Source organism: Streptomyces sp. NPDC085931, from assembly GCF_044540565.1.
Taxonomy (GTDB): domain Bacteria; phylum Actinomycetota; class Actinomycetes; order Streptomycetales; family Streptomycetaceae; genus Streptomyces.
Genome location: NZ_JBITSK010000001.1, coordinates 798,857 through 823,382, shown reverse-complemented (window position 1 = coordinate 823,382; position 24,526 = coordinate 798,857). Strand labels below are relative to the sequence as shown.

Below are 24,526 nucleotides of genomic sequence, written 5' to 3'. Positions count from 1 at the left end.
AGTTGCCGACGCGGTGTGCCCGCAGTCGTGTAGAAGTACGACTTCCGGGGAACCTTCTGGTCTCCTGCTGCGTTTCTGCTACGGGCACAGTGACATCACGGTGACAGGGTGTGGTGACGGGCGGGGTGCGGCTACGATGACCGGCACAAGGACGGGCGGCGCAAGGGAGTCGTCCGCTGAGGCGGCACCCACCGGTGCCTCCTCAGGTCCTGCGGACAGGGGAGGCCCCAAGCCGGGGCGAGGAGGGCGGGCCATGGTGCAGAAGGCCAAGATCCTCCTGGTCGATGACCGGCCGGAGAATCTGCTGGCGCTGGAGGCGATCCTCTCTGCGCTCGATCAGACGCTGGTGCGGGCATCGTCCGGGGAGGAAGCGCTCAAAGCGCTGCTCACGGACGACTTCGCGGTGATCCTGCTGGACGTCCAGATGCCGGGCATGGACGGTTTCGAGACGGCCGCGCACATCAAGCGGCGCGAGCGGACGCGGGACATCCCGATCATCTTCCTCACGGCGATCAACCACGGCCCGCACCACACCTTCCGCGGGTACGCGGCGGGCGCGGTCGACTACATCTCCAAGCCGTTCGACCCGTGGGTGCTGCGCGCGAAGGTCTCCGTCTTCGTCGAGCTGTACATGAAGAACTGCCAGCTGCGGGAGCAGGCGTCGCTGCTGCGGCTCCAGTTGGAGGGCGGCGGCAAGGACGCGGACGGCGAGGCCAAGGAGTCGGCCGGGCTGCTCGCGGAGCTGTCGGCGCGGCTGGCCGCCGTCGAGGAGCAGGCCGAAGCGCTGACCAAGCAGCTGAACGACGAGTCGACGGACGCCGCGGCGGTGGCCACGGCGGCTCATCTGGAGCGCAAGCTCACGGGGTTGCGGCGGGCGCTGGACGCGCTGGAGCCCGGCACCGGAAGCACTTCCTCGGTGTCCTCGCAGAACTGACGCTCGCGGACGCGGCGTTGCCCGCCCGTGACCGCGTGTCAGGTCCGCGTCTTTCCCGGAGCGACGACCGCGCGTCAGTTCCGTGCCTCTCCCGGAGCGACACGAACGGGTGAAGCGGCAGGCACACGTGTCCCCCGTCGTCTCCCCCGGTAACCTCACACCCATGGCCTCACGTCCCTCCGCTGCCAGGAAGCCGCCCGCGAAGAGGGCGGCCGCTTCCGCGAAGGCCCCGGCGAAGAAGGCCGCTGCCAAAAAGGTTCCCGCGAAGAAGGCGCCCGCCAGGAAGGCCGCGGCCAAGAAGGTCGCGCCCCGACCGGCACCCAGCCCCACCGGGGGCGTCTACCGGCTCGTGCGCGCCGTCTGGCTCGGCGTGGCACACGCCGTCGGTGCCGTCTTCCGCGGCATAGGGCAGGGCGCCAGGAACCTCGACCCGGCCCACCGCAAGGACGGCGTCGCCCTGCTGCTGCTCGCCATCGCGCTGATCGTCGCCGCCGGCACCTGGGCCGACCTGAAGGGTCCCGTGGGCGATCTGGTCGAGATCCTGGTGACCGGTGCCTTCGGCCGGCTCGACCTGCTCGTGCCGATACTGCTCGCCGTCATCGCCGTCCGCTTCATCCGCCATCCGGAGAAGCCCGAGGCCAACGGGCGCATCGTCATCGGCCTGTCCGCGCTCGTCATCGGCGTGCTCGGCCAGGTCCACATCGCCTGCGGCTCACCCGCGCGCGCCGACGGCATGCAGGCCATAAGGGACGCCGGCGGCCTGATCGGCTGGGCGATGGCGACCCCGCTCTCGTACACCATGGGCGACGTGCTCGCCGTGCCGCTGCTGGTGCTGCTGACGATCTTCGGGCTGCTGGTCGTGACGGCCACGCCGGTCAACGCCATCCCGCAGCGCCTGCGGCTGCTGGGCGTGCGGCTGGGCATCCTCAGCGACCCGGCCGAGGCCGAGTACGGCTACGTCGAGGACGACGACGAACGCTACGAGGAGCAGTGGCGCGAGGCGCTGCCCGCGCGCCCGCGCGGCAGGCGCGCGCCGGCGCCCGCGGCGTACGACCCCGACAGCGCCGAGCAGGAGGCCCTCACGCGGCGCCGGGCCCGTCCCCGGCGCTCGGCAGTGCCGCAGCCCGACATGGACCGGCCCAGGGACGCCGTGGACGTCGCCGCCGCGGCCGCGGCGGCGCTCGACGGGGCCGTGCTGCACGGCATGCCGCCCTCCCCGGTCGTCGCCGACCTCACCCAGGGCGTGCGGGTGGGCGACCAGGAGCCGACCACGCCGACGCCGGTACCGGCCGCCCGGCCCCAGCAGGACAAGCCCCGGCCGGACCAGCCGCAGCAGGACGAGCCGGCGCCGCAGAAGCCCAGGGCGGGCGTCCGCGACCTCACCAAGGCCCCGCCGGCCGAGCCCCGCGACCTGCCAGCGCGCGCCGAGCAGCTCCAGCTCTCCGGCGACATCACGTACGCGCTGCCCTCGCTGGACCTGCTGGAGCGCGGCGGCCCGGGCAAGGCCCGCAGCGCCGCCAACGACGCCATAGTCGCCGCGCTGACCACCGTCTTCACCGAGTTCAAGGTCGACGCCCGGGTCACCGGCTTCACGCGCGGGCCGACGGTCACGCGCTACGAGGTCGAGCTCGGCCCCGCCGTGAAGGTCGAGCGGATCACCGCGCTGGCAAAGAACATCGCCTACGCCGTCGCCAGCCCGGACGTGCGGATCATCAGCCCGATCCCCGGCAAGTCCGCGGTCGGCATCGAGATCCCCAACACCGACCGGGAGATGGTCAACCTCGGGGACGTGCTGCGCCTCGCGGAGTCCGCGGAGGACGACGACCCGATGCTGGTCGCGTTCGGCAAGGACGTCGAGGGCGGCTACGTCATGCACTCGCTGGCGAAGATGCCGCACATGCTGGTCGCCGGCGCCACCGGCTCCGGCAAGTCCTCCTGCATCAACTGCCTGATCACCTCGGTCATGATGCGGGCCACCCCCGAGGACGTCCGGATGATCCTCGTCGACCCCAAGCGGGTCGAGCTGACCGCCTACGAGGGCATCCCGCACCTGATCACGCCGATCATCACCAACCCCAAGCGGGCCGCCGAGGCCCTGCAGTGGGTCGTGCGCGAGATGGACCTGCGCTACGACGACCTGGCCGCCTACGGCTACCGGCACATCGACGACTTCAACAAGGCCGTGCGCGAGGGCAAGGTCAAACCGCCCGAGGGCAGCGAGCGCGAGCTCCAGCCCTACCCCTACCTGCTGGTGATCGTGGACGAGCTGGCCGACCTGATGATGGTGGCGCCGCGGGACGTCGAGGACGCCATCGTGCGCATCACGCAGCTCGCGCGCGCGGCCGGCATCCACCTGGTGCTCGCCACGCAGCGGCCCTCGGTGGACGTCGTCACCGGCCTGATCAAGGCGAACGTGCCCTCCCGGCTCGCCTTCGCCACCTCCTCGCTGGCCGACTCCCGGGTCATCCTCGACCAGCCCGGCGCCGAGAAGCTCATCGGCAAGGGCGACGGGCTGTTCCTGCCGATGGGGGCCAACAAGCCCACCCGTATGCAGGGCGCCTTCGTCACCGAGGCCGAGGTCGCGGCCGTCGTCCAGCACTGCAAGGACCAGATGGCCCCGGTCTTCCGGGACGACGTCGTCGTGGGCACCAAGCAGAAGAAGGAGATCGACGAGGACATCGGCGACGACCTCGACCTGCTGTGCCAGGCGGCCGAACTGGTCGTCTCCACGCAGTTCGGCTCGACGTCCATGCTCCAGCGCAAGCTGCGCGTCGGCTTCGCCAAGGCCGGCCGGCTGATGGACCTCATGGAGTCCCGGAACATCGTCGGGCCGAGCGAGGGTTCGAAGGCTCGTGACGTTCTTGTGAAGCCTGACGAGCTGGATGGCGTGCTCGCCCTGATCCGGGGGGAGTCTGAAGGGTAGGGAAGCGGGACACGGTGGTCGACTCGCGGGGCGTGTACGGCATTCGGGTGTCCGGATCGTGACGTACCCGTAAGGGATCATCGAGCAACCGTTTCCCTTCGGCGTACGTCAAGTTGAGCGAAGCGACAAGCAGTGAGCCCACCATCGGAATGTCGGGCCATTCCGATGGCGTACAAAGTGACACCGCCCGGTTGCCCCACCCTTTTGCACCCCCCCTAGACTGAACCTCCAGCACAGGCGGCTATACGCTCGAAAGGCGCCCCCGTGTCCATCGGCAACTCCCCTGAAGACGAGCGTCCGTTCGAAGACGACCGCGTCGTAGAAGACCGCGAGGAAGCCCGCCCCTCCATCGGCCGTGCCCTGCAGCAGGCTCGTATCGCCGCCGGGCTGACCGTCGACGACGTCAGCAGCGCCACCCGGGTCCGTATGAACATCGTGCACGCCATCGAGGCGGACGACTTCACCCCCTGTGGTGGTGACGTCTACGCCCGCGGGCACATCAGGACCCTCGCCAAGGCCGTCCACCTCGACCCCGAGCCGCTGCTCGCCCAGTACGGCGAGGAACACGGCCGGCGCCCGGCACCGACCCCGGCCGCTCCGCTGTTCGAGGCGGAACGCATCCGTCCGGAGCGGCGGGGACCCAACTGGACCGCGGCGATGGTCGCCGCGATCGTCGCCGTCATCGGCTTCGTCGGGTTCACCCTGTTCCAGGGCGGCGACGACGGCGGCAGCGAGGCGAACGTGGCCGAGGGCTCCACCCCCGACGACTCCGCCTCCCCGACCCCCAAGACCGACAAGCCCGCCGATCCCGAGCCCGAACCCTCCGACAGCGCCATCGCGGCCGCGCCGCAGGACAAGGTGACGGTCCGGGTGGCCGCCGCCGACGGCCGCAGTTGGATCGCCGCCCGGGACCACAACAACCGGATGCTGTTCGACGGAGTCCTCAAGCAGGGCGACTCCAAGACCTTCCAGGACAGCTCCAAGATCCACCTCGTCCTCGGCGACGCGGGTGCGATCGACCTGTTCGTCAACGGCAAGAAGATCGAGGACGACTTCCAGCCCGGCGCCGTCGAACGCCTCACGTACACCAAGGGTGACCCCGAGGCCGGATGACAGGCCCGCACGGGTGCAGCGGAGACGGGGTTGGCCGTGATCGGCCAACCCCGTCGACGTGGGGTGTCAGCGGGACGAAGTACTCTTGAGCCCATGCCTGAACGCCGTACCGTCGCACTCGTCACCCTTGGCTGCGCCCGTAACGAGGTGGACTCGGAGGAGCTCGCAGGCCGTTTGGAGGCGGACGGCTGGCAGCTCGTGGAGGACGCCGAGGAAGCCGACGTCGCCGTCGTGAACACCTGCGGCTTCGTCGAGGCCGCCAAGAAGGACTCCGTCGACGCCCTCCTGGAGGCCAACGACCTCAAGGGGCACGGCAGAACCCAGGCCGTCGTGGCGGTGGGCTGCATGGCCGAGCGGTACGGCAAGGAGCTGGCCGAAGCCCTCCCCGAGGCCGACGGGGTGCTCGGCTTCGACGACTACGCGAACATCTCCGACCGCCTGCAGACCATCCTCAACGGCGGCATCCACGCCTCGCACACCCCGCGCGACCGCCGCAAGCTGCTGCCGATCAGCCCGGCCCAGCGGCAGGAGTCCGCCACCGAGGTCGCGCTGCCCGGGCACGCCCCCGCGGACCTCCCGGAAGGCCTGGCTCCGGCGTCGGGCCCGCGCGCGCCCCTGCGCCGCCGGCTGGACGGCTCCCCGGTCGCCTCCGTGAAGCTGGCCTCCGGCTGCGACCGGCGCTGCACCTTCTGCGCCATCCCGTCCTTCCGCGGCTCCTTCATCTCGCGCCGCCCCTCCGACGTGCTGAACGAGACGCGTTGGCTCGCCGAGCAGGGCGTGAAGGAGGTGATGCTGGTCTCCGAGAACAACACCTCCTACGGCAAGGACCTGGGCGACATCCGCCTGCTGGAGTCGCTGCTGCCGGAGCTGGCCGACGTCGACGGCATCGAGCGGGTGCGCGTCAGCTACCTCCAGCCGGCCGAGATGCGGCCCGGCCTCATCGACGTGCTGACGTCGACCCCGAAGGTCGCGCCCTACTTCGACCTGTCCTTCCAGCACTCCGCGCCCGGCGTGCTGCGCGCGATGCGCCGCTTCGGCGACACCGACCGCTTCCTGGAACTGCTCGACACCATCCGCTCCAAGGCGCCCCAGGCCGGTGTGCGCTCCAACTTCATCGTCGGCTTCCCCGGCGAGAGCGAGGCCGACCTCGCCGAGCTGGAGCGCTTCCTGAACGGCGCGCGCCTGGACGCCATCGGCGTCTTCGGCTACTCCGACGAGGAGGGCACCGAGGCGGCGGGCTACGACAACAAGCTCGACGAGGACGTCGTCGCCGAGCGGCTGGCCCGCGTCTCGCGCCTCGCCGAGGAACTGGTCTCGCAGCGCGCCGAGGAGCGCGTCGGCGAGACCGTGCACGTCCTGGTCGAGTCCGTCGACGAGGACGGCGTGTACGGCCGCGCGGCGCACCAGGCGCCCGAGACGGACGGCCAGGTGCTGCTCACGAGCGGCGCCGGACTGAGGGTCGGCCGTATGGTCGAGGCGAAGGTGGTCGGTACGGAGGGTGTCGACCTCGTGGCCGAGCCGCTGCCCGGCTCGTTCGCGTCGCCTTCGTCGAGTGAGGAGGCGGGCAGATGACCGGTGTCCCGGCATCCGCGGCAGGAGGCTCCTCCGGCGCGAGGAGGGCTGCCGCCGGTGCGGCGGCCGCTGCCGCGGAGAAGGCCCCCGGAGCGGTGGCGGGGCAGGTGGCCGTGCCGCCGGCCGACAGCGCGACGTCCGCCGCCCCCGGCGGTGAAGCCCTCGCCCGCGCGGACGAGGCGCCCGCGGGCGGCGACGCCCAGGGCGACGGCAAACCCCCGCGGGGCGCGAAGCTCGCGGCCGCGGCCGTGAACCAGGCCAGCGTGTGGAACATCGCCAACCTGCTGACCATGCTCCGGCTGATCCTCGTACCGGCGTTCGTCGCGCTCATGCTCGCGGACGGCGGTTACGACCCGGCGTGGCGGTCCCTGGCCTGGGCCGCCTTCGCCATCGCCATGATCACCGACCTCTTCGACGGTCATCTGGCGCGCACCTACAACCTGGTCACGGACTTCGGGAAGATCGCCGACCCCATCGCCGACAAGGCGATCATGGGAGCGGCGCTGATCTGTCTGTCCGCCCTCGGCGATCTGCCGTGGTGGGTGACGGGCGTGATCCTCGGCCGGGAACTGGGGGTCACTCTGCTGCGTTTCCTCGTCATTCGGTACGGCGTCATCCCCGCCAGCCGCGGGGGGAAGCTCAAGACGCTCATCCAGGGCATCGCCGTGGGCATGTACGTGCTGGCGCTGACGGGGTGGCTGGCCACCCTGCGGTGGTGGGTGATGGCCGCGGCGGTCGTGCTGACCGTGGTGACGGGGCTGGACTATGTGAAACAGGCCATTGTGCTGCGCAGGCGGGGAATCGCCGAGCGCAAGGCCGCGTTGGAGGAGAAGGAAGCGTGAGTTCCACGGCCACCGACGTGGTGCGACTACTCACGGTGAGGGGCGAGACGCTCGCCGTCGCGGAGTCGCTGACCGGTGGCCTCGTGGCCGCGGACATCACGGCGGTGCCCGGGGCGTCCAAGGTCTTCCGAGGCTCGGTGACCGCCTACGCCACCGAACTGAAGCAGGAACTGCTCGGCGTCGACGCCACCCTGCTGTCGGCGCGCGGAGCGGTGGATCCGCAGGTCGCGGCCCAGATGGCGGCCGGCGTCCGCACGGCGCTCGGCACCGACTGGGGCATCGCGACCACCGGTGTCGCGGGTCCCGAGCCGCAGGACGGGCAGCCCGTCGGGACGGTCTTCGTCGCCGTGGACGGCCCGTTCGCGCCGGAATCCGGTTGCGCCGGCGGCGGAAAAGTGGAGGGTCTGCGGTTGAACGGCGACCGCGCGGAAATTCGTAGAGAGAGTGTACGGAGCGTACTCGCACTGCTCCTGAGGGAGCTTGCGGGCGAACAGACTGGGAATGAGCGGGCACAGGATACGGAACGGAACGGGGGGTTTTGATGTTTGCAGCCCTGAGTGAACACGACATCGCTCCCCGCACGGCCGCGGCGCAAGGCGGTACGGTGGGGCGTAATGGATGCGGCTACGCGGTCCGAGGAGGGAGCCACCGATGATTCTGCTCCGTCGCCTGCTGGGTGACGTGCTGCGTCGGCAGCGCCAGCGCCAGGGCCGTACTCTGCGCGAAGTCTCCTCGTCCGCCCGAGTCTCACTCGGCTATCTCTCCGAGGTAGAGCGGGGGCAGAAGGAGGCTTCCTCCGAGCTGCTCTCCGCCATCTGCGACGCGCTGGACGTACGGATGTCCGAGCTCATGCGGGAAGTGAGCGACGAGCTCGCCCTCGCCGAGCTGGCCCAGTCCGCTGCGGCCACCCCCAGCGAGCCTGTGCCCACGCCGGTTCGACCGATGCTGGGCTCCGTCTCGGTGACCGGTGTGCCACCGGAACGGGTGACGATCAAGGCGCCCGCCGAAGCGGTGGACGTCGTCGCCGCGTGACGCCCGGCGCGTCCGTGGCATGACCGAGCGGCGCCGCGGCGCCGCCGGAACGTGGTGAGGCCCCGGCCGGGGTTCTCCGGGAGATCCGGAGAGGTGTCGGTCGGGGTTTTCGCTTGCCCGCGTACCACAGCGCCGCGCGGCGCTGCGGACTCTCTGTCCGGTTCGTGTGCGTTTGCCCGTGGGGCGTGTGGCGGTCATCGTTGAAGGATGACCGGGGGGCAGTCCACGGAGGTGCGGATGTACGTCGTGAAGAGCCCGTTGTCGGACGCGAGCCTGAAGACCGTGTCCGAGGCGCTGCAGGGCGCCCTGGTCGACCTGGTGGACCTCGCCCTGGTGGCGAAGCAGATCCACTGGAACGTGGTGGGGCCGCGCTTCCGGTCCGTGCATCTCCAGCTCGACGAGGTCGTCGACACGGCGCGGACGCACACCGACACCGTGGCCGAGCGCGCCGCGGCCCTGGGCGTCCCGCCGGACGGACGGGCCGCGACGGTCGCCGTGGGCAGCGGGATCGGCGTGACGCCCGAGGGGTGGGTCGACGACACGACCGCCGTGAGGGCGCTCGTCGAGGCACTGGGCGCGGTGATCGCGCGGATGCGGGAGCGGGTCGAGGCGACCGGGGAGCCGGATCCGGTGAGCCAGGACATCTTCATCCAGATCACGGCGGACCTGGAGAAGCATCACTGGATGTTCCAGGCCGAGAACGGGTGACGGCCGCGGGCGCCGCGAGGGGAGCCGCGACGGGCGCTGCAAGGGGTGCCGCGACGGGCGCTGCACGGGGCGCCGGACCGGGGGGTCTTGCCGCTCGGTGCGGTGGGGTGTGCGGTGCGTCGGGGTGTGGTCGAGCCTGCCGTGCGCCGGGGCTGGGACAGGCGTGCGGTGTGCCGGGGCGCGGTGGGGCGCGCGGGGTGTCCTGGAGGGGCGGGGCCGGTGCTCGTTCGGGGCGCGTGGTGCGCGGTGCGCCTGTGTGCCGGTGGTGCGCCCTGTGGGCGGGCCCGGGCACCCGAATAGCGTCGGGCTGGAGGTGGCGGCCATGGCGGGGATAGGGCGCCGGGGGGTCCGGGGCTGGGGGGCTCGGGGGGCGGTACTGGGCCTCGGGGTGCTGTGGTGGTGGGCTGTGGTGCGGCTGGTGGTGTCGCCGGGTGCGGGGGCGCTCGAGGCGACGGTGGCGGCCGGGGGGTGGGGGCTGAGCGTGCTGCCGGTGCACTGTGTGCCGAAGGGGCAGGCCGGTGGGGTGGTGGTCGGTGCGGGGCGGTTGCGCAGGCTTCTCGGGGTGGGGGCGAGGGGCGGGGTGCGGGGGGTGGTTCGGCGGGGGTGAGCTGCGGGCGATCTCCTCAGGGCGCTCCCCGGCCCCGGCGCAGGGGGGGAGTGCCGGGCTGGGGCGTCAAGCGGTCGTGTCGCGGCTGATGCGCCGGGTCGGGGCCGGGGTGGGACCGGGCTGGCAGACCGGGCACCAGTACGTGGGACGTTCTCGGGAGCCGTCGCCCTGGTCGGCGACCCGGATCGGGGTGCGGCAGCGCAGGCAGGGGCGACGGGCCCGGCCGTACACGAAGAGGTCCTGGCCGCGGAGGCCCGTCGTGACGCGGGTCGGGCGCTCGCGGTTGGCGTCGAGCAGCTTCTTGGCGAGCACCGGCAGCATCGCGGCGCGGTCGGCGGGCAGCTCGCCCGCGGGGAGCCACGGGGTGACGCCGAGCAGGAAGCAGAGCTCGCTCTTGTAGACATTGCCGATGCCGGCGAGGTTGCGCTGGTCGAGCAGGGCCTCGCCGAGTTCGCGGGCCGGGTCCCGCAGGACGTTGGCGAGAGCCAGGTCGGGGTCCCAGTCGGGTCCCAGGAGGTCGGGGCCCAGGTGGCCGACCGCGCGGTGCTCGTCGGCGGTGCGCATCAGCTCCAGGACGGGGAGGCGGTAGCCGACGGCCGTGCGCTCGGTGGTGCCGAGGATCGCGCGGATCTGGTGGCCGGGGCCGCCGCTCCAGCGCCGGCCGTTCGCGTACACCTTCCAGGCGCCGTCCATCCGCAGGTGGGAGTGGAGCGTCAGACCGCCTTCGATGCGGGTGAGGAGGTGCTTGCCGCGCGGGGTGACGTCCAGGACCGTGCGGCCCGTGAGGTCGGCCGTGGCGAAGCGGGGCACCCTGAGGTCGCTGCGGGTCAGCACGTGGCCCGCGAGGGCGTCGTGCAGCCGCCTCGCCGCCTGCCAGACCGTGTCTCCTTCGGGCATGGGTCAAGGGTGGCACGTCGACCGTGCGTACGAGCCGTGGGCCGGCCGTGGGTTGTCATGGGCTTGTCGTGGGCCTGTAGTGGGCCGGGCGTCGGGCGCTCCGGCGGGGACTTGGCGGCGTCGCGATCGTCGGGTGGGCGGGCGGAGACTCCATGGCGTCGCAGCTGAGGGGCGGGCGTGACAAGACTTCCTGCCGCCGCGGCCGACGGGCGGGCATGACGTGACTCCGCGGCGTCGCGGCCGACGGGCAGGTACGAGGAGGCTTCGCGGCATCGCGGACGTCAAGGCGCGCAGCCGGAGGCCCCGAGGCGTCGCGGACGTCAGGCGCGCAGCCGGAGACCCCGTGGTGTCGCGATGAAGCCCGCTCCTTCCAGGAGGGTGCCGACGGGGGAGGTGAGCGCCTGGGCCCCGTTGACGCGCTCGACCGTGACCGTGCCGAGCGAGCCCGCGCGGGCGGCCGAGGCCAGGGCTTCGGCAGCGGTGCGCAGGCGAGGATCGTCGCCCGGGTCGCCGTCCGCGTCGGCGGCCCAGGCGAGCAGGGTCTTGCCGCCGCGTTCCATGTAGAGCGTCAGCTCACCGTCGACCAGCACCACCAGGGAGCCCGCCTTGCGCCCCGGCTTGTGCCCGGCACCGGTCGGGGGCTCCGGCCACGGCAGGGCCGCGCCGTACGCGTTCGCCGGGTCGGCGGCGGCGAGCACGACGGCCCGGGACGCGTCCGCGCGGGTGCGACGGCCGGAGAAACCGGAGTCGTAGGCCGTCCGTCCGCCGTTCTGCCAGGGCGGGGCGGCCTGCGTCGCGTAGTCGCGAGGTGAGATCCATTCGCCCGGGGCCGGCTTGGGCGGCTCGTAGGGTCCCGCGCCGGGGAAGCCGTCGTGCCCCGGGTCGTCGGTGTGGTCCATGGAGGGGGTGGAGTCGTCCGGCCCGGCGAAGTCGTGGGCCGGGAAGGGGTCGGGGCCGGCGCCCGCGAACGGCCCGGTGCCCGGGGTCGCGAAGGGGGCGGGACCGGGGGCCGCGAACGGGTCGGGGCTCGGGGCCGGTCCTGGCAGGGTCTCGCCGCGGTCGCGGGCGTTGGACACCGCCCGCAGCCGGTCCACGGCGCCGTCCATCGCGAACTGCGCGGCCCCGAGCCCTTCCACGACATAGCCGCGGCGGGCCTGGCCGCTCTCCTCGAAGACCGACAGGACTCGGTACGTCGCCGAGAAGCCGCCCTCGACTCCCTCCGCCGCTACCGCGCCCCTGGTGACCACGCCGTGCCGGTCCAGGAGGGTGCGGGCCAGGGCGTGGGCCCGCACGGTCGGGTCGGCCTCCTGGCGCGGGAGCAGGGACCAGCGGCCCGCGACGGTCGGCGGGCCGGAGCGGGACGCCGTCCGGGCCGCGGCCGTCAACGAGCCGTAGCGGCCGCGCGGGGCCGCACGCTTGGCGCGGTGGGCCGTCGAGCCGGCGGTACGGCCCGAGCCGAGCAGGGAGCGCAGAGGGCTGAGCGTGTCGTTGGTCAGCCGGCCCGACCATGCCAGGTCCCACAGGGCGTCGGCCAGCTGGGGATCGGTGGCCTCGGGATGGGTGGTGGCACGGACCTGGTCGGCGATCTGGCGGAAGAACAGGCCGTAGCCGCCGGAGAGCGTGTCCAGGACGGCCTGGTGCAGGGCGGTCAGCTCCAGGGGGTGCGGGGGAGGCAGGAGCAGCGGGGCGGCGTCCGCCAGGTAGAGGGAGACCCAGCCGTCCTTGCCGGGCAGGGAGCCGGCCCCGGCCCAGACGACCTCGCCCGCGGCGGTGAGCTCGTCCAGCATCGCCGGGGTGTAGTTCGCGACGCGGGACGGCAGGACCAGCTTCTCCAGGGCGGAGGCCGGTACGGACGCGCCCTGCAACTGCTCGACGGCGCGTACCAGGCCGTCGACGCCACGCAGGGAGTGGCCCTTGCCGATGTGCTGCCACTGGGGCAGGAACTGTGCCAGCGCGGCCGGGGGCACCGGCTCCAGCTCGTGCCGCAGAGCGGCCAGGGAGCGGCGGCGCAGCCGGCGCAGCACGGCCGCGTCGCACCACTCCTGGCCGATGCCGGCCGGGTGGAACTCGCCCTGGACGACCCTCTGTGCCGCGGCCAGCCGCTGCAGGGCGCCCTCGGTGACGGCGACTCCCAGGCCGAAGCGGGCGGCGGCCGTGGCCGAGGTGAACGGGCCGTGCGTACGGGCGTAGCGGGCGAGGAGGTCGCCCAGCGGGTCCTTGACGGGCTCCGTGAAGGCCTCCGGGACGCCGACCGGCAGGGCGGTGCCGAGCGCGTCGCGCAGGCGGCCCGCGTCCTCGACGGCCGCCCAGTGGTCGGCGCCGGCGATCCGGACCCGGATGGCGCGGCGGGCACCGGCCAGCTCCTCGGCCCACGGCGGCTCGGCGCCCCGCTCGGCGAGCTCCGCCTCCGTCAGCGGGCCGAGCAGGCGCAGCAGGTCGGCGACACCCTCGGCGTCCTTGACGCGGCGGTCCTCGGTGAGCCACTGCAGCTCCCGCTCCAGCTCGGTCAGCACCTCGGCGTCCAGCAGCTCACGCAGCTCCGCCTGGCCGAGCAGCTCGGCCAGCAGTCGGGAGTCCAGCGACAGGGCGGCGGCCCGGCGCTCGGCGAGGGGGGAGTCGCCCTCGTACAGGAACTGGGCGACGTAGCCGAACAGCAGGGAGCGCGCGAAGGGGGACGGCTCGGGTGTGGTGACCTCGACGAGGCGGACCTTGCGGGACTCCAGGTCGCCCATCAGCTCGACCAGCCCGGGGACGTCGAACACGTCCTGGAGGCACTCGCGGATCGCTTCCAGGACGATCGGGAACGAGCCGAACTCGCTCGCCACCTGCAGCAGCTGCGAGGCGCGCTGCCGCTGCTGCCACAGCGGTGTGCGCCGGCCCGGGTTGCGCCGGGGCAGCAGCAGGGCCCGGGCGGCGCACTCGCGGAACCGGGAGGCGAACAGGGCCGAGCCGCCCACCTGGTCGGTGACGACCTGGTCGACCTCGCCCTTGTCGAAGACGACGTCGGCGGCGCCCACGGGGGCCTGCTCGGCGTCGTACTCCCGGCCCGTCTTCACCGGCTCCTGGTCCAGCAGGTCCAGGCCCATCAGGTCGGCGTCGGGCAGACGCAGCACGATGCCGTCGTCGGCGTGCATGACCTGCGCGTCCATGCCGTACCGCTCGGAGAGCTTGGCCCCGAGCGCGAGCGCCCACGGGGCGTGCACCTGCGCGCCGAAGGGGGAGTGCACCACCACGCGCCAGTCGCCGAGCTCGTCGCGGAAGCGCTCCACGACGATCGTCCGGTCGTCCGGGATGTGGCCGCAGGCCTCCCGCTGCTCGTCCAGGTACGACAGCACGTTGTCCGCCGCCCAGGCGTCCAGCCCGGCCGCGACCAGACGCAGGCGGGCGTCGTCCTTGGACAGCGAGCCGACCTCGCGCAGGAACGCGCCGACCGCCCGGCCCAGTTCGAGCGGGCGGCCCAGCTGGTCGCCCTTCCAGAAGGGCAGCCGGCCCGGTACGCCCGGGGCGGGCGAGACCAGGACGCGGTCGCGGGTGATGTCCTCGATGCGCCACGAACTCGTGCCCAGCGTGAAGACGTCGCCCACGCGGGACTCGTAGACCATCTCCTCGTCGAGCTCGCCGACCCGGCCGCCGCCCTTCTTGGGGTCCGACCCGGCGAGGAAGACCCCGAACAGGCCGCGGTCGGGGATCGTGCCGCCGGAGGTGACGGCGAGCCGCTGGGCGCCGGGGCGGCCGGTGATCTCGCCGGTGACGCGGTCCCACACCACGCGCGGGCGCAGCTCGGCGAAGGCGTCGGACGGATAGCGGCCGGCCAGCATGTCCAGCACCGCCGTGAACGCCGACTCGGGGAGGGAGGCGAAGGGGGCGGCCCGGCGGACGGCGGCGAGGAGGTCGTCGAACTGCCAGGTGTCCATCGCCGTCATCGCGACGATCTGCTGCGCCAGGACGTCCAGCGGGTTGGCGGGGACCTTGAGGGACTCGATGGCGCCCGTGCGCATCCGCTCGGTGACCACCGCCGCCTGGACCAGGTCCCCGCGGTACTTCGGGAAGACCACGCCGGTGGAGACCGCGCCCACCTGGTGCCCCGCGCGGCCCACGCGCTGGAGTCCGGAGGCCACCGACGGGGGCGACTCGACCTGGACGACGAGGTCGACCGCGCCCATGTCGATGCCCAGTTCCAGACTGGACGTGGCCACGACCGCGGGCAGGCGGCCCGCCTTGAGGTCCTCCTCGACCAGGGCGCGCTGTTCCTTGGACACCGAGCCGTGGTGGGCCCGGGCGATGACCTGCGGCGCCCCCTGGGCGGCTCCCGAACCGCCCATGAGCTCGGCGGGGGAGTGGTGCTCGTCCAGGGGCTCGCCCGTGGCCCGCTCGTAGGCGATCTCGTTCAGCCGGTTGCACAGGCGCTCGGCGAGGCGGCGGGAGTTCGCGAAGACGATCGTGGAGCGGTGGGACTGGACCAGGTCGGTGATCCGCTCCTCCACGTGCGGCCAGATCGACGGCCGCTCGGCGCCCTCCGAGCCGTCCGACACCGGGGAGCCGCCCAGCTCGCCCAGGTCCTCCACCGGGACGACCACGGACAGGTCGAACTCCTTGCCCGACTCCGGCTGGACGATCTCCACCCTGCGGCGCGGGGAGAGGAAGCGGGCCACCTCGTCGACCGGACGGACCGTCGCGGACAGGCCGATGCGGCGGGCGGGCCTCGGCAGGAGGTCGTCCAGCCGCTCCAGGGAGAGCGCGAGGTGGGCGCCGCGCTTGGTCCCGGCGACCGCGTGGACCTCGTCGAGGATCACCGTCTCCACGCCGGTCAGCGCGTCGCGCGTGGCCGACGTCAGCATCAGGAACAGCGACTCCGGCGTCGTGATGAGAATGTCCGGCGGACGGGTGGACAGGGCGCGGCGCTCCGCCGGCGGGGTGTCTCCCGAGCGGATGCCCACCTTGACCTCGGGCTCGGGCAGGCCCATCCGCACGGACTCCTGGCGGATGCCCGTCAGAGGGCTGCGGAGGTTGCGCTCGACGTCCACGGCCAGGGCCTTGAGCGGAGAGACGTACAGGACGCGGCAGCGCTTCTTGGGGTCGGCGGGCGGAGGGGCCGAGGCCAGCTGGTCCAGCGCGGCCAGGAAGGCGGCCAGGGTCTTGCCGGAGCCGGTCGGGGCCACGACCAGCACGTCCGAACCCTCGTGGATGGCCCGCCACGCACCGGCCTGGGCCGTGGTGGGCGCGGGGAAGGCCCCCGTGAACCAGGCGCGGGTCGCGGGGGAGAAGCCGTCGAGGGGGCCGGACGCTTTGCTGACCATGCGTCCATCGTGCACCCCGGCACTGACAACGGGGCGCCGCGACGAGTCCGCCCGCCGTTTCGCGGCCGATCGGAGACCGGCCGTGCGGGGAGGACCGGCCCGGCGGCGAAGGACCGGCCCGGCGGCGAAGGACCGGCCGTCGCGCCCGCCCGGCGTTTCGCGGCCGGCCGGTGGTCGGACAATGGAGGGATGAGTGAGCGCGCGCGGCACTGGCAGTACGAGGAACTGCCCGGGGTGGACCTGCTGCGGGCCCGGTACGTGCGCAAGACCTTCGTGCGGCACACGCACGAGAACTTTGTGATCGCCGCCATCGCGGACGGCGTGGAGGTGTTCCACCACGGCGGCGGCGATCAGTACGCGGGGGCGGGGGCTCTCGCACTGGTGAACCCGGACACTCCGCACACCGGGCGGGCCGGGGTCCCCGAAGGGTGGCGCTACGGGGCCGTGTATCCGTCGGTCGACGTGGTGGCGGAGATCGCGGCCGAGACGACGGCCCTGCGGGGCACGCCGGGGTTCATCAGCCCGGTGGTGGACGATCCCTACGCCGTCGGGCTGGTGCACCAGGTGCTGCGGGCCGCCGACGAGGGCAACGCGCTGGCCGCCGACACGTTGCTGCGGGTCGCCGTGACGAGGCTGCTGCGGCTGAACGGCGGACCCATGCCGAGACGCGCGGTACGCACGGCCGGGGCCGCGATCGCGGCACGCGCGCGTGGCGTGCTGGAGGAGCGGATGGCGCGCCCGCCGAGCCTGGAGCAGTTGGCGACCGACCTCGGGACCAGCCCGTTCGCGCTGCTGCGGGCCTTCCGGGACACCTACGGGATGCCACCGCACGCGTGGCTCACGGACGCGCGGGTCCGCAGGGCGCGGCAACTGCTCGACGCGGGGACGGCGCCCTCGGAGGTGGCCGTCGCCGTGGGATTCACCGATCAGCCGCACCTGAACCGGCACTTCGGCCGCATCGTCGGAGTACCTCCGGGGGCGTACCAGCGGGAGCGCAGGGGCGTGGAAGACCCGTCGTGGCGCAAGAACGTACAAGACCCGCCGTAGCAGCCCGCCGTAGTTTTCTGTGCGTGGCAGAAACGACAGCTCTCAAGGATGCAGGCACCGACGGGAAACCGGACCGGGCCGTCGTACGGGACGCCCTGGGCGTCGGGGTGGCCGTCGGGCTCTCCGGGTTCGCCTTCGGCGTGACGTCGGCCGGGAGCGGACTCACGTTGTGGCAGACCTGCGCGCTCAGTCTCCTCGTCTTCACCGGTGCCTCCCAGTTCGCCCTGGTGGGCGCCCTCGCCGGTGGGGGCAGCCCGTTCACGGCCGCCGCGGGGGCTTTTTTCCTCGGCGTGCGCAACGCCTTCTACGGCCTGCGGCTGTCGCAGATCCTGGCCCTCCCGCGCGCGGTGCGGCCGTTCGCCGCCCAGTGGGTGATCGACGAGACGGCGGCCGTCGCGCTGGCCCAGCCCACGCGCCGCACCGCTCGGATCGGCTTCTGGGTCACCGGGCTGAGCCTGTACGTGCTGTGGAACCTCACCACTCTGCTCGGTGCCCTGGGCGCCGAGGCCATCGGCGACACGGACGCGTGGGGCCTGGACGCGGCGGGACCCGCCGTGTTCCTGGCCCTGCTCGCCCCGATGCTCGAGTCCGGTACCGAGCGGGCCGCCGCCGGACTCGCCGTGCTGCTGGGCATCGGGCTGCTGCCCGTCCTGCCCGCAGGAGTGCCGGTGCTGCTGGCCGCGCTGGCGGCACCGGTCGTGCTGTGGGCGGACGGCCGGCGCCGGGGACGGGAGGCCCGGCGATGAACGTCTGGATCGCCATCGGCGTGACCGTCCTCGGCTGCTACGCCGTCAAGCTGGCCGGGCTGCTGGTGCCCGACGGTGCCCTGGAACGGCCCGTCGTCAAGCGCCTGGCCGCCCTGCTGCCCGTGGCGCTGCTCGCGGCCCTCACCGCCCAGCAGACCTTCGCCGACGGGCAGACGCTGGTGCTGAACGCGCGGGCCGCCGGGCTGGGCGCGGCCGCTGTGGCGCTGCTGCTGCGGGCGCCCTTCCTGCTCGTCGTCGCGGCGGCCGTGGTGGTGACCGCGGGGGTGCGGGCCCTCGGAGCGTGATCAGCCGATGGGCCGGCCGTAGGCGCCGAGGGTGCGCAGGGCCTCGATCGTCACCGTCGCGCGGGCTGCGGGCGCCGGTGCCGGGGCCCACTGGCGCCACCGGACCGGCCAGCCGCCGTCCTCGCCCTGCCGGGCCGCGAGGTGATCCAGGGCGCGGGACATCTCGTCGTCCGTGAACCACGCGCGCGCGAGGGAGCCCGGTGTCGGCGCGTAGTCGTACGGGAAGTGGTGCCCGCCCGGGGCGTAGCCGGGGGAGAGCGGGCCGGCGTCCAGGCGCTCGGGGTCCAGCACCGCGAGGCCCTGTGCGCGCACCAGGCGGCCGAGACGGTCGGCGGCGGCCTCCGCGCGCGGGCGGTCCGGGACGGCGTCCAGGAAGGCCACGGCGGCCTCGATCTCGTACGGGTGCGACGTCTCCAGCGACTCGACCGCCTGCCAGCAGAAGTCCGTGGCCCGGAAGAGCCACGCGTGCCACACCTCGTTGCGGTGCAGCAGCCCCACCACCGGCCCGGTGGCCAGCAGGTCGCCGGGCGGATCGGCCACGGCCGGCACCGACGGGCCCGTGGGACAGCCGCGCTGACCCGGGTGGACCGCCGGCAGCGCGCCGTCCGCCGTGGAGACGGACGTGAGGTAGCGGCACATGCGCTCCACCCGCTGGCCCGCACACCGCCCGACGGCGTCCAGGACGCGCAGGGCGTGAGCGGTGTGCAACGGCCGGCTGGCCGGCCCGCGCAGGTCAGGGTCGAGGCCGTGGCCGTACCCGCCGTCCTCGTTGCGGTAGGCGTCCAGGGCCGTTTCCACCGGGTCGGCGGGACCGCCGCGGAAGTGGTGGGCGAAGAGGCGTTGCTCCAGCACGCGCGCGGTGTGCCAGACGAAGCGTTCGGCGCGCGCCACGGGGGTGTGCGGCGAGGGCGTCGGGGGGAGTGCGGATGCTTCCGTTGCGGCCATGGGACCGACCGTAGGGCGCGAAGGGGTGCGCGCAGGCGGTCCCGGCTCAGGCCCACCCCCAGGGGCGGGATACTGGAGTCATGCGGTTGACGGTCTTCTGGCAGCGGATGGCGGAGTACTTCGGTCCGGGGTACGCCGACACCTTCGCGCGCGACCACGTGATGTCGGAGCTCGGCGGGCGCACGGTGAACGAGGCGCTGGACTCCGGCTGGGACGCCAAGGACGTCTGGCAGGTGGTCTGCTCGGTGATGGACGTGCCCCGGGAGAAGCGCTGACCGCTGCCGACGGGCCCCGCGGAGCGCCGGCCGGTCACGAAGATCGCAGGCGGGCAGACGGCTGTCGGTGGCGTGAGTGAGACTTGGTCCGTGGCACCCACTGACGAGACCGGGCAGGCAGCCCGGCAGGCACCCCCGTCCGGCACGACGCCGCCCGCCCGGCCCCCCGCCGGCGGGACCGCCGGACCGAGCGGGCGCATGCCGCGCTGGCTGCCGCGGGCCATGGTGCTCGCGCTCGCGCTCGTCGCCGTCTTCCAGCTCGGCAGCTGGGCGTTCCACCAGCTCACCGGCCTGCTGATCAACATTCTCATCGCGTTCTTCCTGGCTCTCGCCATCGAACCCGCGGTCAGCTGGATGGCCTCGCGCGGTATGCGCCGGGGGTTCGCCGCGTTCGTCGTCTTCATCGGTGTCGTGATCGTGGCCGCGGGCTTCGTCACCCTCCTCGGGTCCATGCTCGCGGGCCAGATCATCAAGATGGTCGAGGGATTCCCGGACTACCTGGACTCCGTCATCAACTGGGTCAACGCCCACTTCAAGACCGACCTCAAGCGCGTCGACATCCAGGAGGGCCTGCTGCGCTCCGACTGGCTGCGCAACTACGTGCAGAACAGCGCCACGGGCGTCCTCGACGTCTCCGCGCAGGTCATCGGCGGACTGTTCCAGCTGCTGACGGTCGGGCTGTTCTCGTTCTACTTCGCCGCCGACGGCCCCCGGCTGCGCCGCACCATCTGCTCCGTCCTGCCGCCCGCCCGGCAGGCCGAAGTGCTGCGCGCGTGGGAGATCGCCGTGAACAAGACCGGCGGCTACCTGTACTCGCGCGGCCTGATGGCGCTGATCTCCGGCATAGCCCACTTCGTGCTGCTGCAGGTACTCGAGGTGCCCTACGCGCCCGTGCTCGCCGTGTGGGTGGGCCTGGTGTCGCAGTTCATCCCCACCATCGGCACGTATCTCGCGGGTGCGCTGCCCATGCTGATCGCGTTCACGGTGGACCCCTGGTACGCGCTGTGGGTGCTGATCTTCGTCGTCATCTACCAGCAGTTCGAGAACTACGTGCTGCAGCCCAAGCTGACCTCGAAGACCGTCGACATCCACCCCGCGGTCGCCTTCGGCTCGGTCATCGCGGGCACCGCGCTCCTCGGCGCCGTCGGCGCCCTGATCGCCATCCCCGCCATCGCCACCCTGCAGGCCTTCCTGGGGGCGTACGTGAAGCGCTACGACGTCACGGACGATCCCCGGGTCCACGGACACCGGTGGGGTGGGGGGACCGGCCTGGTCACGCGCGCGCGGGGGGTGTGGGCGGCACGGCGACCGGGCGAGCGGCGGGACGCGGACGAGAACTCCGGGGAGGACGGCTCCTGAGCGACCGGCCGCGGCCGGGCCCCGTCGACCGCCGTGCCGGCCTGCCGTGCCGGCCCCACCGGCCATCGTGCCCAGCCTGCCGTGCCGTGCCGTGTCCTTGCCAGCCGCAGTGCGCCACCTGCCGCCGTCGCCCCCGGCCGCCGTGCGTCCGGCGTGCCGTGCCCGCCATGCCTGCTGTGCTCTGCCGGGCGCTGGCGGGCCGCGGCCCGGAGCAGGCCGCGGCCCGGAGCAGGCTTTCCCGCGAAGGACGTGGGCGATCATGTCCGGGCCGTCTTCGCGGCCGGAGCGGTCCGCAGCCTCGCGGTCATTCCGGCCCGACCCGCGGCGGACGGCACGGGAGCCGGAACCTGTGCTTCAGGTGCCGCGTGGTGCGCTTGACACGAAAATCGAACATCCATTCTTATGGGGGCACCGGCCAGGCTCAACGACGGGCGTTTCGACGTAGTTTGGGTGGAGAAGTGCCCGAGTTATCCACAGGCCGGACGTGCGTCGAGGCGCATTGTCAGTGGCAGGCGTTAGCGTCTTTGACGTGAAGCGATCGACTCAAGCAAATCGGGTGGAACCCATGGCAGGAACCGACCGCGAGAAGGCCCTGGATGCCGCGCTCGCACAGATTGAACGGCAATTCGGCAAGGGCGCGGTCATGCGCATGGGCGACCGTACCCAGGAGCCCATCGAGGTCATCTCGACCGGATCCACCGCCCTGGACGTAGCCCTCGGCGTGGGTGGCCTGCCGCGCGGCCGCGTCGTGGAGATCTACGGACCGGAGTCCTCCGGTAAGACCACCCTGACCCTCCACGCGGTGGCGAACGCGCAGAAGGCCGGCGGCCAGGTCGCCTTCGTCGACGCGGAGCACGCCCTCGACCCCGAGTACGCGAAGAAGCTCGGTGTCGACATCGACAACCTCATCCTCTCCCAGCCGGACAACGGCGAGCAGGCCCTGGAGATCGTGGACATGCTGGTCCGCTCCGGTGCCCTCGACCTCATCGTCATCGACTCGGTCGCCGCGCTCGTCCCGCGCGCGGAGATCGAGGGCGAGATGGGCGACAGCCACGTGGGTCTGCAGGCCCGTCTGATGAGCCAGGCCCTCCGGAAGATCACCAGCGCGCTCAACCAGTCCAAGACCACGGCGATCTTCATCAACCAGCTCCGCGAGAAGATCGGCGTGATGTTCGGCTCGCCGGAGACCACGACCGGTGGCCGGGCCCTGAAGTTCTACGCCTCGGTGCGCATCGACATCCGCCGCATCGAGACCTTGAAGGACGGCACGGAGGCGGTCGGCAACCGCACCCGCTGCAAGGTCGTCAAGAACAAGGTCGCGCCGCCCTTCAAGCAGGCCGAGTTCGACATCCTCTACGGCCAGGGCATCAGCCGCGAGGGCGGTCTGATCGACATGGGCGTGGAGCACGGCTTCGTCCGCAAGGCCGGCGCCTGGTACACGTACGAGGGCGACCAGCTCGGCCAGGGCAAGGAGAACGCGCGCAACTTCCTGAAGGACAACCCCGACCTGGCCAACGAGATCGAGAAGAAGATCAAGGAGAAGCTGGGCGTCGGCGTACGTCCCCAGGAGCCGGCCGCCGAGCCGAGCTCGGACGCCGCGGTCTCCGCACCGGCCGACGCGGCCCCGGCCGTCCCCGCCCCGGCAGCGGCCAAGGCCACCAAGTCCAAGGCCGCCGCAGCCAAGAGCTGACCCGTGACACGACGAACCGACTGGGCGGAGTACGAGTACACCGCCTCCGGTGCCCCACGGGGGAGGGGCACCGGAGGAGAAACGGGCTCGGCCGGGGACGGGGAGGACACGCACGAGGACATCGCGCGAGGCGACCGGCTGCACGGGGGCAGCGGTCCGCATGGAGGCAGCGGCCCGCACGGGGACGACGGCCTGTACGGGGATGGCGGCCTGCACGGGGACGAGGATCTGTACGGGTACGGCGAAGGCCACGGCCGTGGCGGGTCCCGGGAGGGCGACAGTTCGCACGGGGTCGACGGTCCGCGCGGGGGCAGCCGTTCACGCGGGGACGAAAGACCGTACGGGGGAGGCACTCCCAGGGGCGACTCGCGTGGCGGCGGGACGCGCCGGGGGCGTGGGCGGCGTCGGCGCGGCTTCGGTGAGGCTGCCGACGCCGAGGACGGAGGTGCCCTTTCCTCGTCGAGGGCTGAGCAAGAGGCACCTCCGGGGGACCCGGTCGAGCAGGCTCGGGCGATCTGCCTGCGCCTGCTGACCGGGACCCCACGGACGCGCAAGCAGCTCGCCGACGCCCTGCGCAAGCGGCAGATCCCGGACGAGGCCGCGGAGGAGGTGCTGTCGAGGTTCGAGGAGGTCGGACTCATCAACGACAGTGCCTTCGCCGACGCCTGGGTGGAGTCCCGGCACCACGGGCGAGGCCTGGCCCGGCGGGCGCTCGCCCAGGAGCTGCGCACGAAGGGCGTCGACTCCACGCTGATCGACGCGGCCGTCTCCCAGCTCGACTCCGAGCAGGAGGAGACGACCGCGCGGGAACTCGTCGACCGGAAGCTGCGGTCGACGCGTGGGCTCGACCGCGACAAGCGGCTGCGCCGCCTTGCGGGCATGCTCGCCCGCAAGGGCTACCCGGAGGGCATGGCACTGCGCGTGGTCCGGCAGGCGCTGGAGGAGGAGGGCGAGGAGACGGACTTCCCGGTGGGCGAGGATTTCTGAGCCGGAAGCCGGCTCGAGCCGTCCATTGCGCCGATCCGACTCGCTCCGAGCCGTCAGCCGCCCCGAGCCGTCGGTTGCTCCGAGCCGCCAGTTGCTCCGAGTCGTCGGTTGCTCCGATTCCTCAATCGCCCTGAGCAGAGCCTCAGTTGCTCGGAGCCGTCGGTCGCTCGGAGCCGTCGGTCGCTCCCAGCCGGCGGCCGGCTGACGCGCCCGACGGCATCCGGCTCACTCCACCGGAAGCCCTGCCTCCCGCCATGCCTGGAACCCGCCGACCAGATCCGTGGCCCGGTGCAGTCCCAACTGGCGCAGCGACTGCACGGCCAGGCTGGACGCGTATCCCTCGTTGCAGAACACCACCACGCGCAGGGCATGGCTCGTGGCCTCGGGAAGTCGGTGGCTTCCCTGCGGGTCGAGGCGCCACTCCAGTTCGTTGCGCTCGACGACGACGGCACCGGGGACGAGGCCGTCCCGGTCACGCAGGGCGGCGTAGCGGATGTCGACCAGCAGCGCGTCACCGGCCCGGGCGGCCTCGTACGCCTCCCGCGCTTCGATCCGCTCGTAGCCGGCGCGTACGCGCTCCAGCAGTTCGTCGATTCCCACGGGAGGCGGGAGTTCGCCGCCCTCCGGCACAGAAGCGCTCACTGCCAGTCCTCCGGTCGCTCCACCTGCTCCAGGCGCAGGATCGGCCCGCTGCGACTGTAGCGGCGGATCTGCGGCAGGGGAGGGTAGTAGGCGTGGACGGAGATGGCGTGCCGGTCGCGTGACTCGTTGAGCACCTCGTGGACGTGGTGGCGCCCGAAGGCGCGGCCCTGACCGGCCGGCAACCGCCGCTCCCGGTCCACGCCCTCGGTGAGTTCGAGGGTCTTCCAGCCGTCGGTGGGCAGCCGCGCGGCGAGTGAGTTCTCCTTGAGCTCGCCAGACGCGGTCAGGAAGGCACCGACGGAGTCGGCATGGTCGTGCCAGCCGGTGCCCGTGCCGGGCGGCCAGCCGATCAGCCATGCCTCACTGCCGCCGGGGCCGTCCAGCCGCACCCAGGTGCGGCCTTCCGGGTCGAGCGGCAGCGAGGCGATCAGCTCGCTGTCGGCGGCCGTGCGCCGGACGAAGTCGTAGAGCTCGGCCTGTGTGGGAGCCGAACGGGACGAGGAGGCAGAGGGGGGCGCGGAAGGGGATACAGACACGGGTGCCGTCCTGATGGTCCTGATGAGGGTTCGCGAAAAGGGCGCGGCAGCCGACGCGGAGGGCGCGGC

The 24,526-nt window shown here is 72.8% G+C and carries 20 protein-coding genes; 15 read left to right on the top strand and 5 right to left on the bottom strand.

The window, feature by feature from the left end:
• Positions 1-253 precede the first annotated feature (253 nt).
• The 8 genes from ACIGAN_RS03440 (at position 254) to ACIGAN_RS03405 (ending at position 9,124) form a co-directional block, all read left to right on the top strand.
• Positions 254-934, top strand: a complete 681-nt coding sequence (locus ACIGAN_RS03440) for a response regulator (protein WP_311689162.1) — start codon at positions 254-256, stop codon at positions 932-934.
• 163 nt (positions 935-1,097) lie between these two features.
• Entirely contained in the window at positions 1,098-3,857 is a 2,760-nt protein-coding gene (locus ACIGAN_RS03435; RefSeq protein WP_399854604.1) for a DNA translocase FtsK, read from the top strand.
• 264 nt (positions 3,858-4,121) lie between these two features.
• Positions 4,122-4,970 (top strand): helix-turn-helix domain-containing protein, encoded by an 849-nt coding sequence (locus ACIGAN_RS03430; protein ID WP_399854603.1) that lies wholly within the window; start codon positions 4,122-4,124, stop codon positions 4,968-4,970.
• Positions 4,971-5,063: 93 nt separating this feature from the next.
• A complete protein-coding gene (rimO, locus tag ACIGAN_RS03425; protein ID WP_365741035.1) occupies positions 5,064-6,542 on the top strand; it encodes a 30S ribosomal protein S12 methylthiotransferase RimO in 1,479 nt (492 codons plus the stop codon).
• Positions 6,539-7,384, top strand: coding sequence for a CDP-diacylglycerol--glycerol-3-phosphate 3-phosphatidyltransferase (pgsA, locus tag ACIGAN_RS03420; RefSeq protein WP_365741037.1), 846 nt, complete (start codon positions 6,539-6,541; stop codon positions 7,382-7,384). Before rimO ends, pgsA begins: the two co-directional genes overlap by 4 nt.
• A complete protein-coding gene (locus ACIGAN_RS03415; RefSeq protein ID WP_399854602.1) occupies positions 7,381-7,926 on the top strand; it encodes a CinA family protein in 546 nt (181 codons plus the stop codon). Before pgsA ends, ACIGAN_RS03415 begins: the two co-directional genes overlap by 4 nt.
• A 109-nt stretch (positions 7,927-8,035) precedes the next feature.
• Entirely contained in the window at positions 8,036-8,416 is a 381-nt protein-coding gene (locus ACIGAN_RS03410) for a helix-turn-helix domain-containing protein (RefSeq protein WP_003993396.1), read from the top strand.
• Between the two features lie 237 nt (positions 8,417-8,653).
• Positions 8,654-9,124: a Dps family protein gene (locus ACIGAN_RS03405; RefSeq protein WP_399854634.1), complete on the top strand. Its 471-nt coding sequence runs from the start codon at positions 8,654-8,656 to the stop codon at positions 9,122-9,124.
• A 673-nt stretch (positions 9,125-9,797) separates the two neighbouring features.
• Here the strand turns inward: ACIGAN_RS03405 and ACIGAN_RS03400 are convergent.
• A complete protein-coding gene (locus tag ACIGAN_RS03400; RefSeq protein ID WP_365093602.1) occupies positions 9,798-10,628 on the bottom strand; it encodes an Fpg/Nei family DNA glycosylase in 831 nt (276 codons plus the stop codon).
• 320 nt (positions 10,629-10,948) lie between these two features.
• A complete protein-coding gene (locus tag ACIGAN_RS03395; RefSeq protein WP_399854601.1) occupies positions 10,949-15,925 on the bottom strand; it encodes an ATP-dependent helicase in 4,977 nt (1,658 codons plus the stop codon).
• A gap of 189 nt (positions 15,926-16,114) precedes the next feature.
• Between ACIGAN_RS03395 and ACIGAN_RS03390 the strand changes: the two genes are divergently transcribed.
• From ACIGAN_RS03390 to ACIGAN_RS03380, 3 genes are read left to right on the top strand one after another with little or no spacing between them, the layout of a single operon-like run.
• A complete protein-coding gene (locus ACIGAN_RS03390; protein WP_399854600.1) occupies positions 16,115-16,972 on the top strand; it encodes an AraC family transcriptional regulator in 858 nt (285 codons plus the stop codon).
• A 23-nt stretch (positions 16,973-16,995) separates the two neighbouring features.
• Complete coding sequence (locus ACIGAN_RS03385) at positions 16,996-17,718, top strand: AzlC family ABC transporter permease (protein WP_365741049.1); 723 nt, start codon at positions 16,996-16,998, stop codon at positions 17,716-17,718.
• A complete protein-coding gene (locus ACIGAN_RS03380) occupies positions 17,715-18,023 on the top strand; it encodes an AzlD domain-containing protein (RefSeq protein ID WP_399854599.1) in 309 nt (102 codons plus the stop codon). Before ACIGAN_RS03385 ends, ACIGAN_RS03380 begins: the two co-directional genes overlap by 4 nt.
• Here ACIGAN_RS03380 and ACIGAN_RS03375 read toward each other — a convergent pair whose 3' ends face one another.
• On the bottom strand, positions 18,024-18,968 hold the full coding sequence (locus ACIGAN_RS03375; protein WP_399854598.1) for a hypothetical protein: 945 nt from the start codon (positions 18,966-18,968) through the stop codon (positions 18,024-18,026).
• Between the two features lie 80 nt (positions 18,969-19,048).
• Here ACIGAN_RS03375 and ACIGAN_RS03370 point away from each other — a divergent pair, with 80 nt between their 5' ends.
• The 4 genes from ACIGAN_RS03370 (at position 19,049) to recX (ending at position 23,279) form a co-directional block, all read left to right on the top strand.
• Entirely contained in the window at positions 19,049-19,243 is a 195-nt protein-coding gene (locus tag ACIGAN_RS03370; RefSeq protein WP_094053824.1) for a DUF3046 domain-containing protein, read from the top strand.
• Positions 19,244-19,333: 90 nt separating this feature from the next.
• Positions 19,334-20,602, top strand: a complete 1,269-nt coding sequence (locus tag ACIGAN_RS03365) for an AI-2E family transporter (RefSeq protein ID WP_399854597.1) — start codon at positions 19,334-19,336, stop codon at positions 20,600-20,602.
• Positions 20,603-21,167: 565 nt separating this feature from the next.
• Positions 21,168-22,292 (top strand): recombinase RecA, encoded by a 1,125-nt coding sequence (gene recA / locus ACIGAN_RS03360; protein WP_365093616.1) that lies wholly within the window; start codon positions 21,168-21,170, stop codon positions 22,290-22,292.
• A 3-nt stretch (positions 22,293-22,295) separates the two neighbouring features.
• On the top strand, positions 22,296-23,279 hold the full coding sequence (recX, locus tag ACIGAN_RS03355) for a recombination regulator RecX (RefSeq protein WP_399854596.1): 984 nt from the start codon (positions 22,296-22,298) through the stop codon (positions 23,277-23,279).
• 225 nt (positions 23,280-23,504) lie between these two features.
• On the opposite strand, the gene ACIGAN_RS03350 is transcribed toward recX, so the two are convergent.
• Positions 23,505-23,921 (bottom strand): rhodanese-like domain-containing protein, encoded by a 417-nt coding sequence (locus tag ACIGAN_RS03350; RefSeq protein ID WP_399854595.1) that lies wholly within the window; start codon positions 23,919-23,921, stop codon positions 23,505-23,507.
• Positions 23,918-24,457, bottom strand: coding sequence for a cysteine dioxygenase (locus tag ACIGAN_RS03345; RefSeq protein ID WP_365741061.1), 540 nt, complete (start codon positions 24,455-24,457; stop codon positions 23,918-23,920). The genes ACIGAN_RS03350 and ACIGAN_RS03345 overlap by 4 nt, the downstream gene beginning before the upstream one ends.
• Positions 24,458-24,526 lie beyond the last annotated feature (69 nt).

Coding starts and splice junctions, on each gene's coding strand:
- ACIGAN_RS03440 (WP_311689162.1), top strand. CDS start 254: ATGGTGCAGAAGGCCAAGATCCTCCTGGTCGATGACCGGCCGGAGAAT.
- ACIGAN_RS03435 (WP_399854604.1), top strand. CDS start 1,098: ATGGCCTCACGTCCCTCCGCTGCCAGGAAGCCGCCCGCGAAGAGGGCG.
- rimO (WP_365741035.1), top strand. CDS start 5,064: ATGCCTGAACGCCGTACCGTCGCACTCGTCACCCTTGGCTGCGCCCGT.
- pgsA (WP_365741037.1), top strand. CDS start 6,539: ATGACCGGTGTCCCGGCATCCGCGGCAGGAGGCTCCTCCGGCGCGAGG.
- ACIGAN_RS03410 (WP_003993396.1), top strand. CDS start 8,036: ATGATTCTGCTCCGTCGCCTGCTGGGTGACGTGCTGCGTCGGCAGCGC.
- ACIGAN_RS03405 (WP_399854634.1), top strand. CDS start 8,654: ATGTACGTCGTGAAGAGCCCGTTGTCGGACGCGAGCCTGAAGACCGTG.
- ACIGAN_RS03400 (WP_365093602.1), bottom strand. CDS start 10,628: ATGCCCGAAGGAGACACGGTCTGGCAGGCGGCGAGGCGGCTGCACGAC.
- ACIGAN_RS03395 (WP_399854601.1), bottom strand. CDS start 15,925: ATGGTCAGCAAAGCGTCCGGCCCCCTCGACGGCTTCTCCCCCGCGACC.
- ACIGAN_RS03390 (WP_399854600.1), top strand. CDS start 16,115: ATGAGTGAGCGCGCGCGGCACTGGCAGTACGAGGAACTGCCCGGGGTG.
- ACIGAN_RS03380 (WP_399854599.1), top strand. CDS start 17,715: ATGAACGTCTGGATCGCCATCGGCGTGACCGTCCTCGGCTGCTACGCC.
- ACIGAN_RS03375 (WP_399854598.1), bottom strand. CDS start 18,968: ATGGCCGCAACGGAAGCATCCGCACTCCCCCCGACGCCCTCGCCGCAC.
- ACIGAN_RS03370 (WP_094053824.1), top strand. CDS start 19,049: ATGCGGTTGACGGTCTTCTGGCAGCGGATGGCGGAGTACTTCGGTCCG.
- recA (WP_365093616.1), top strand. CDS start 21,168: ATGGCAGGAACCGACCGCGAGAAGGCCCTGGATGCCGCGCTCGCACAG.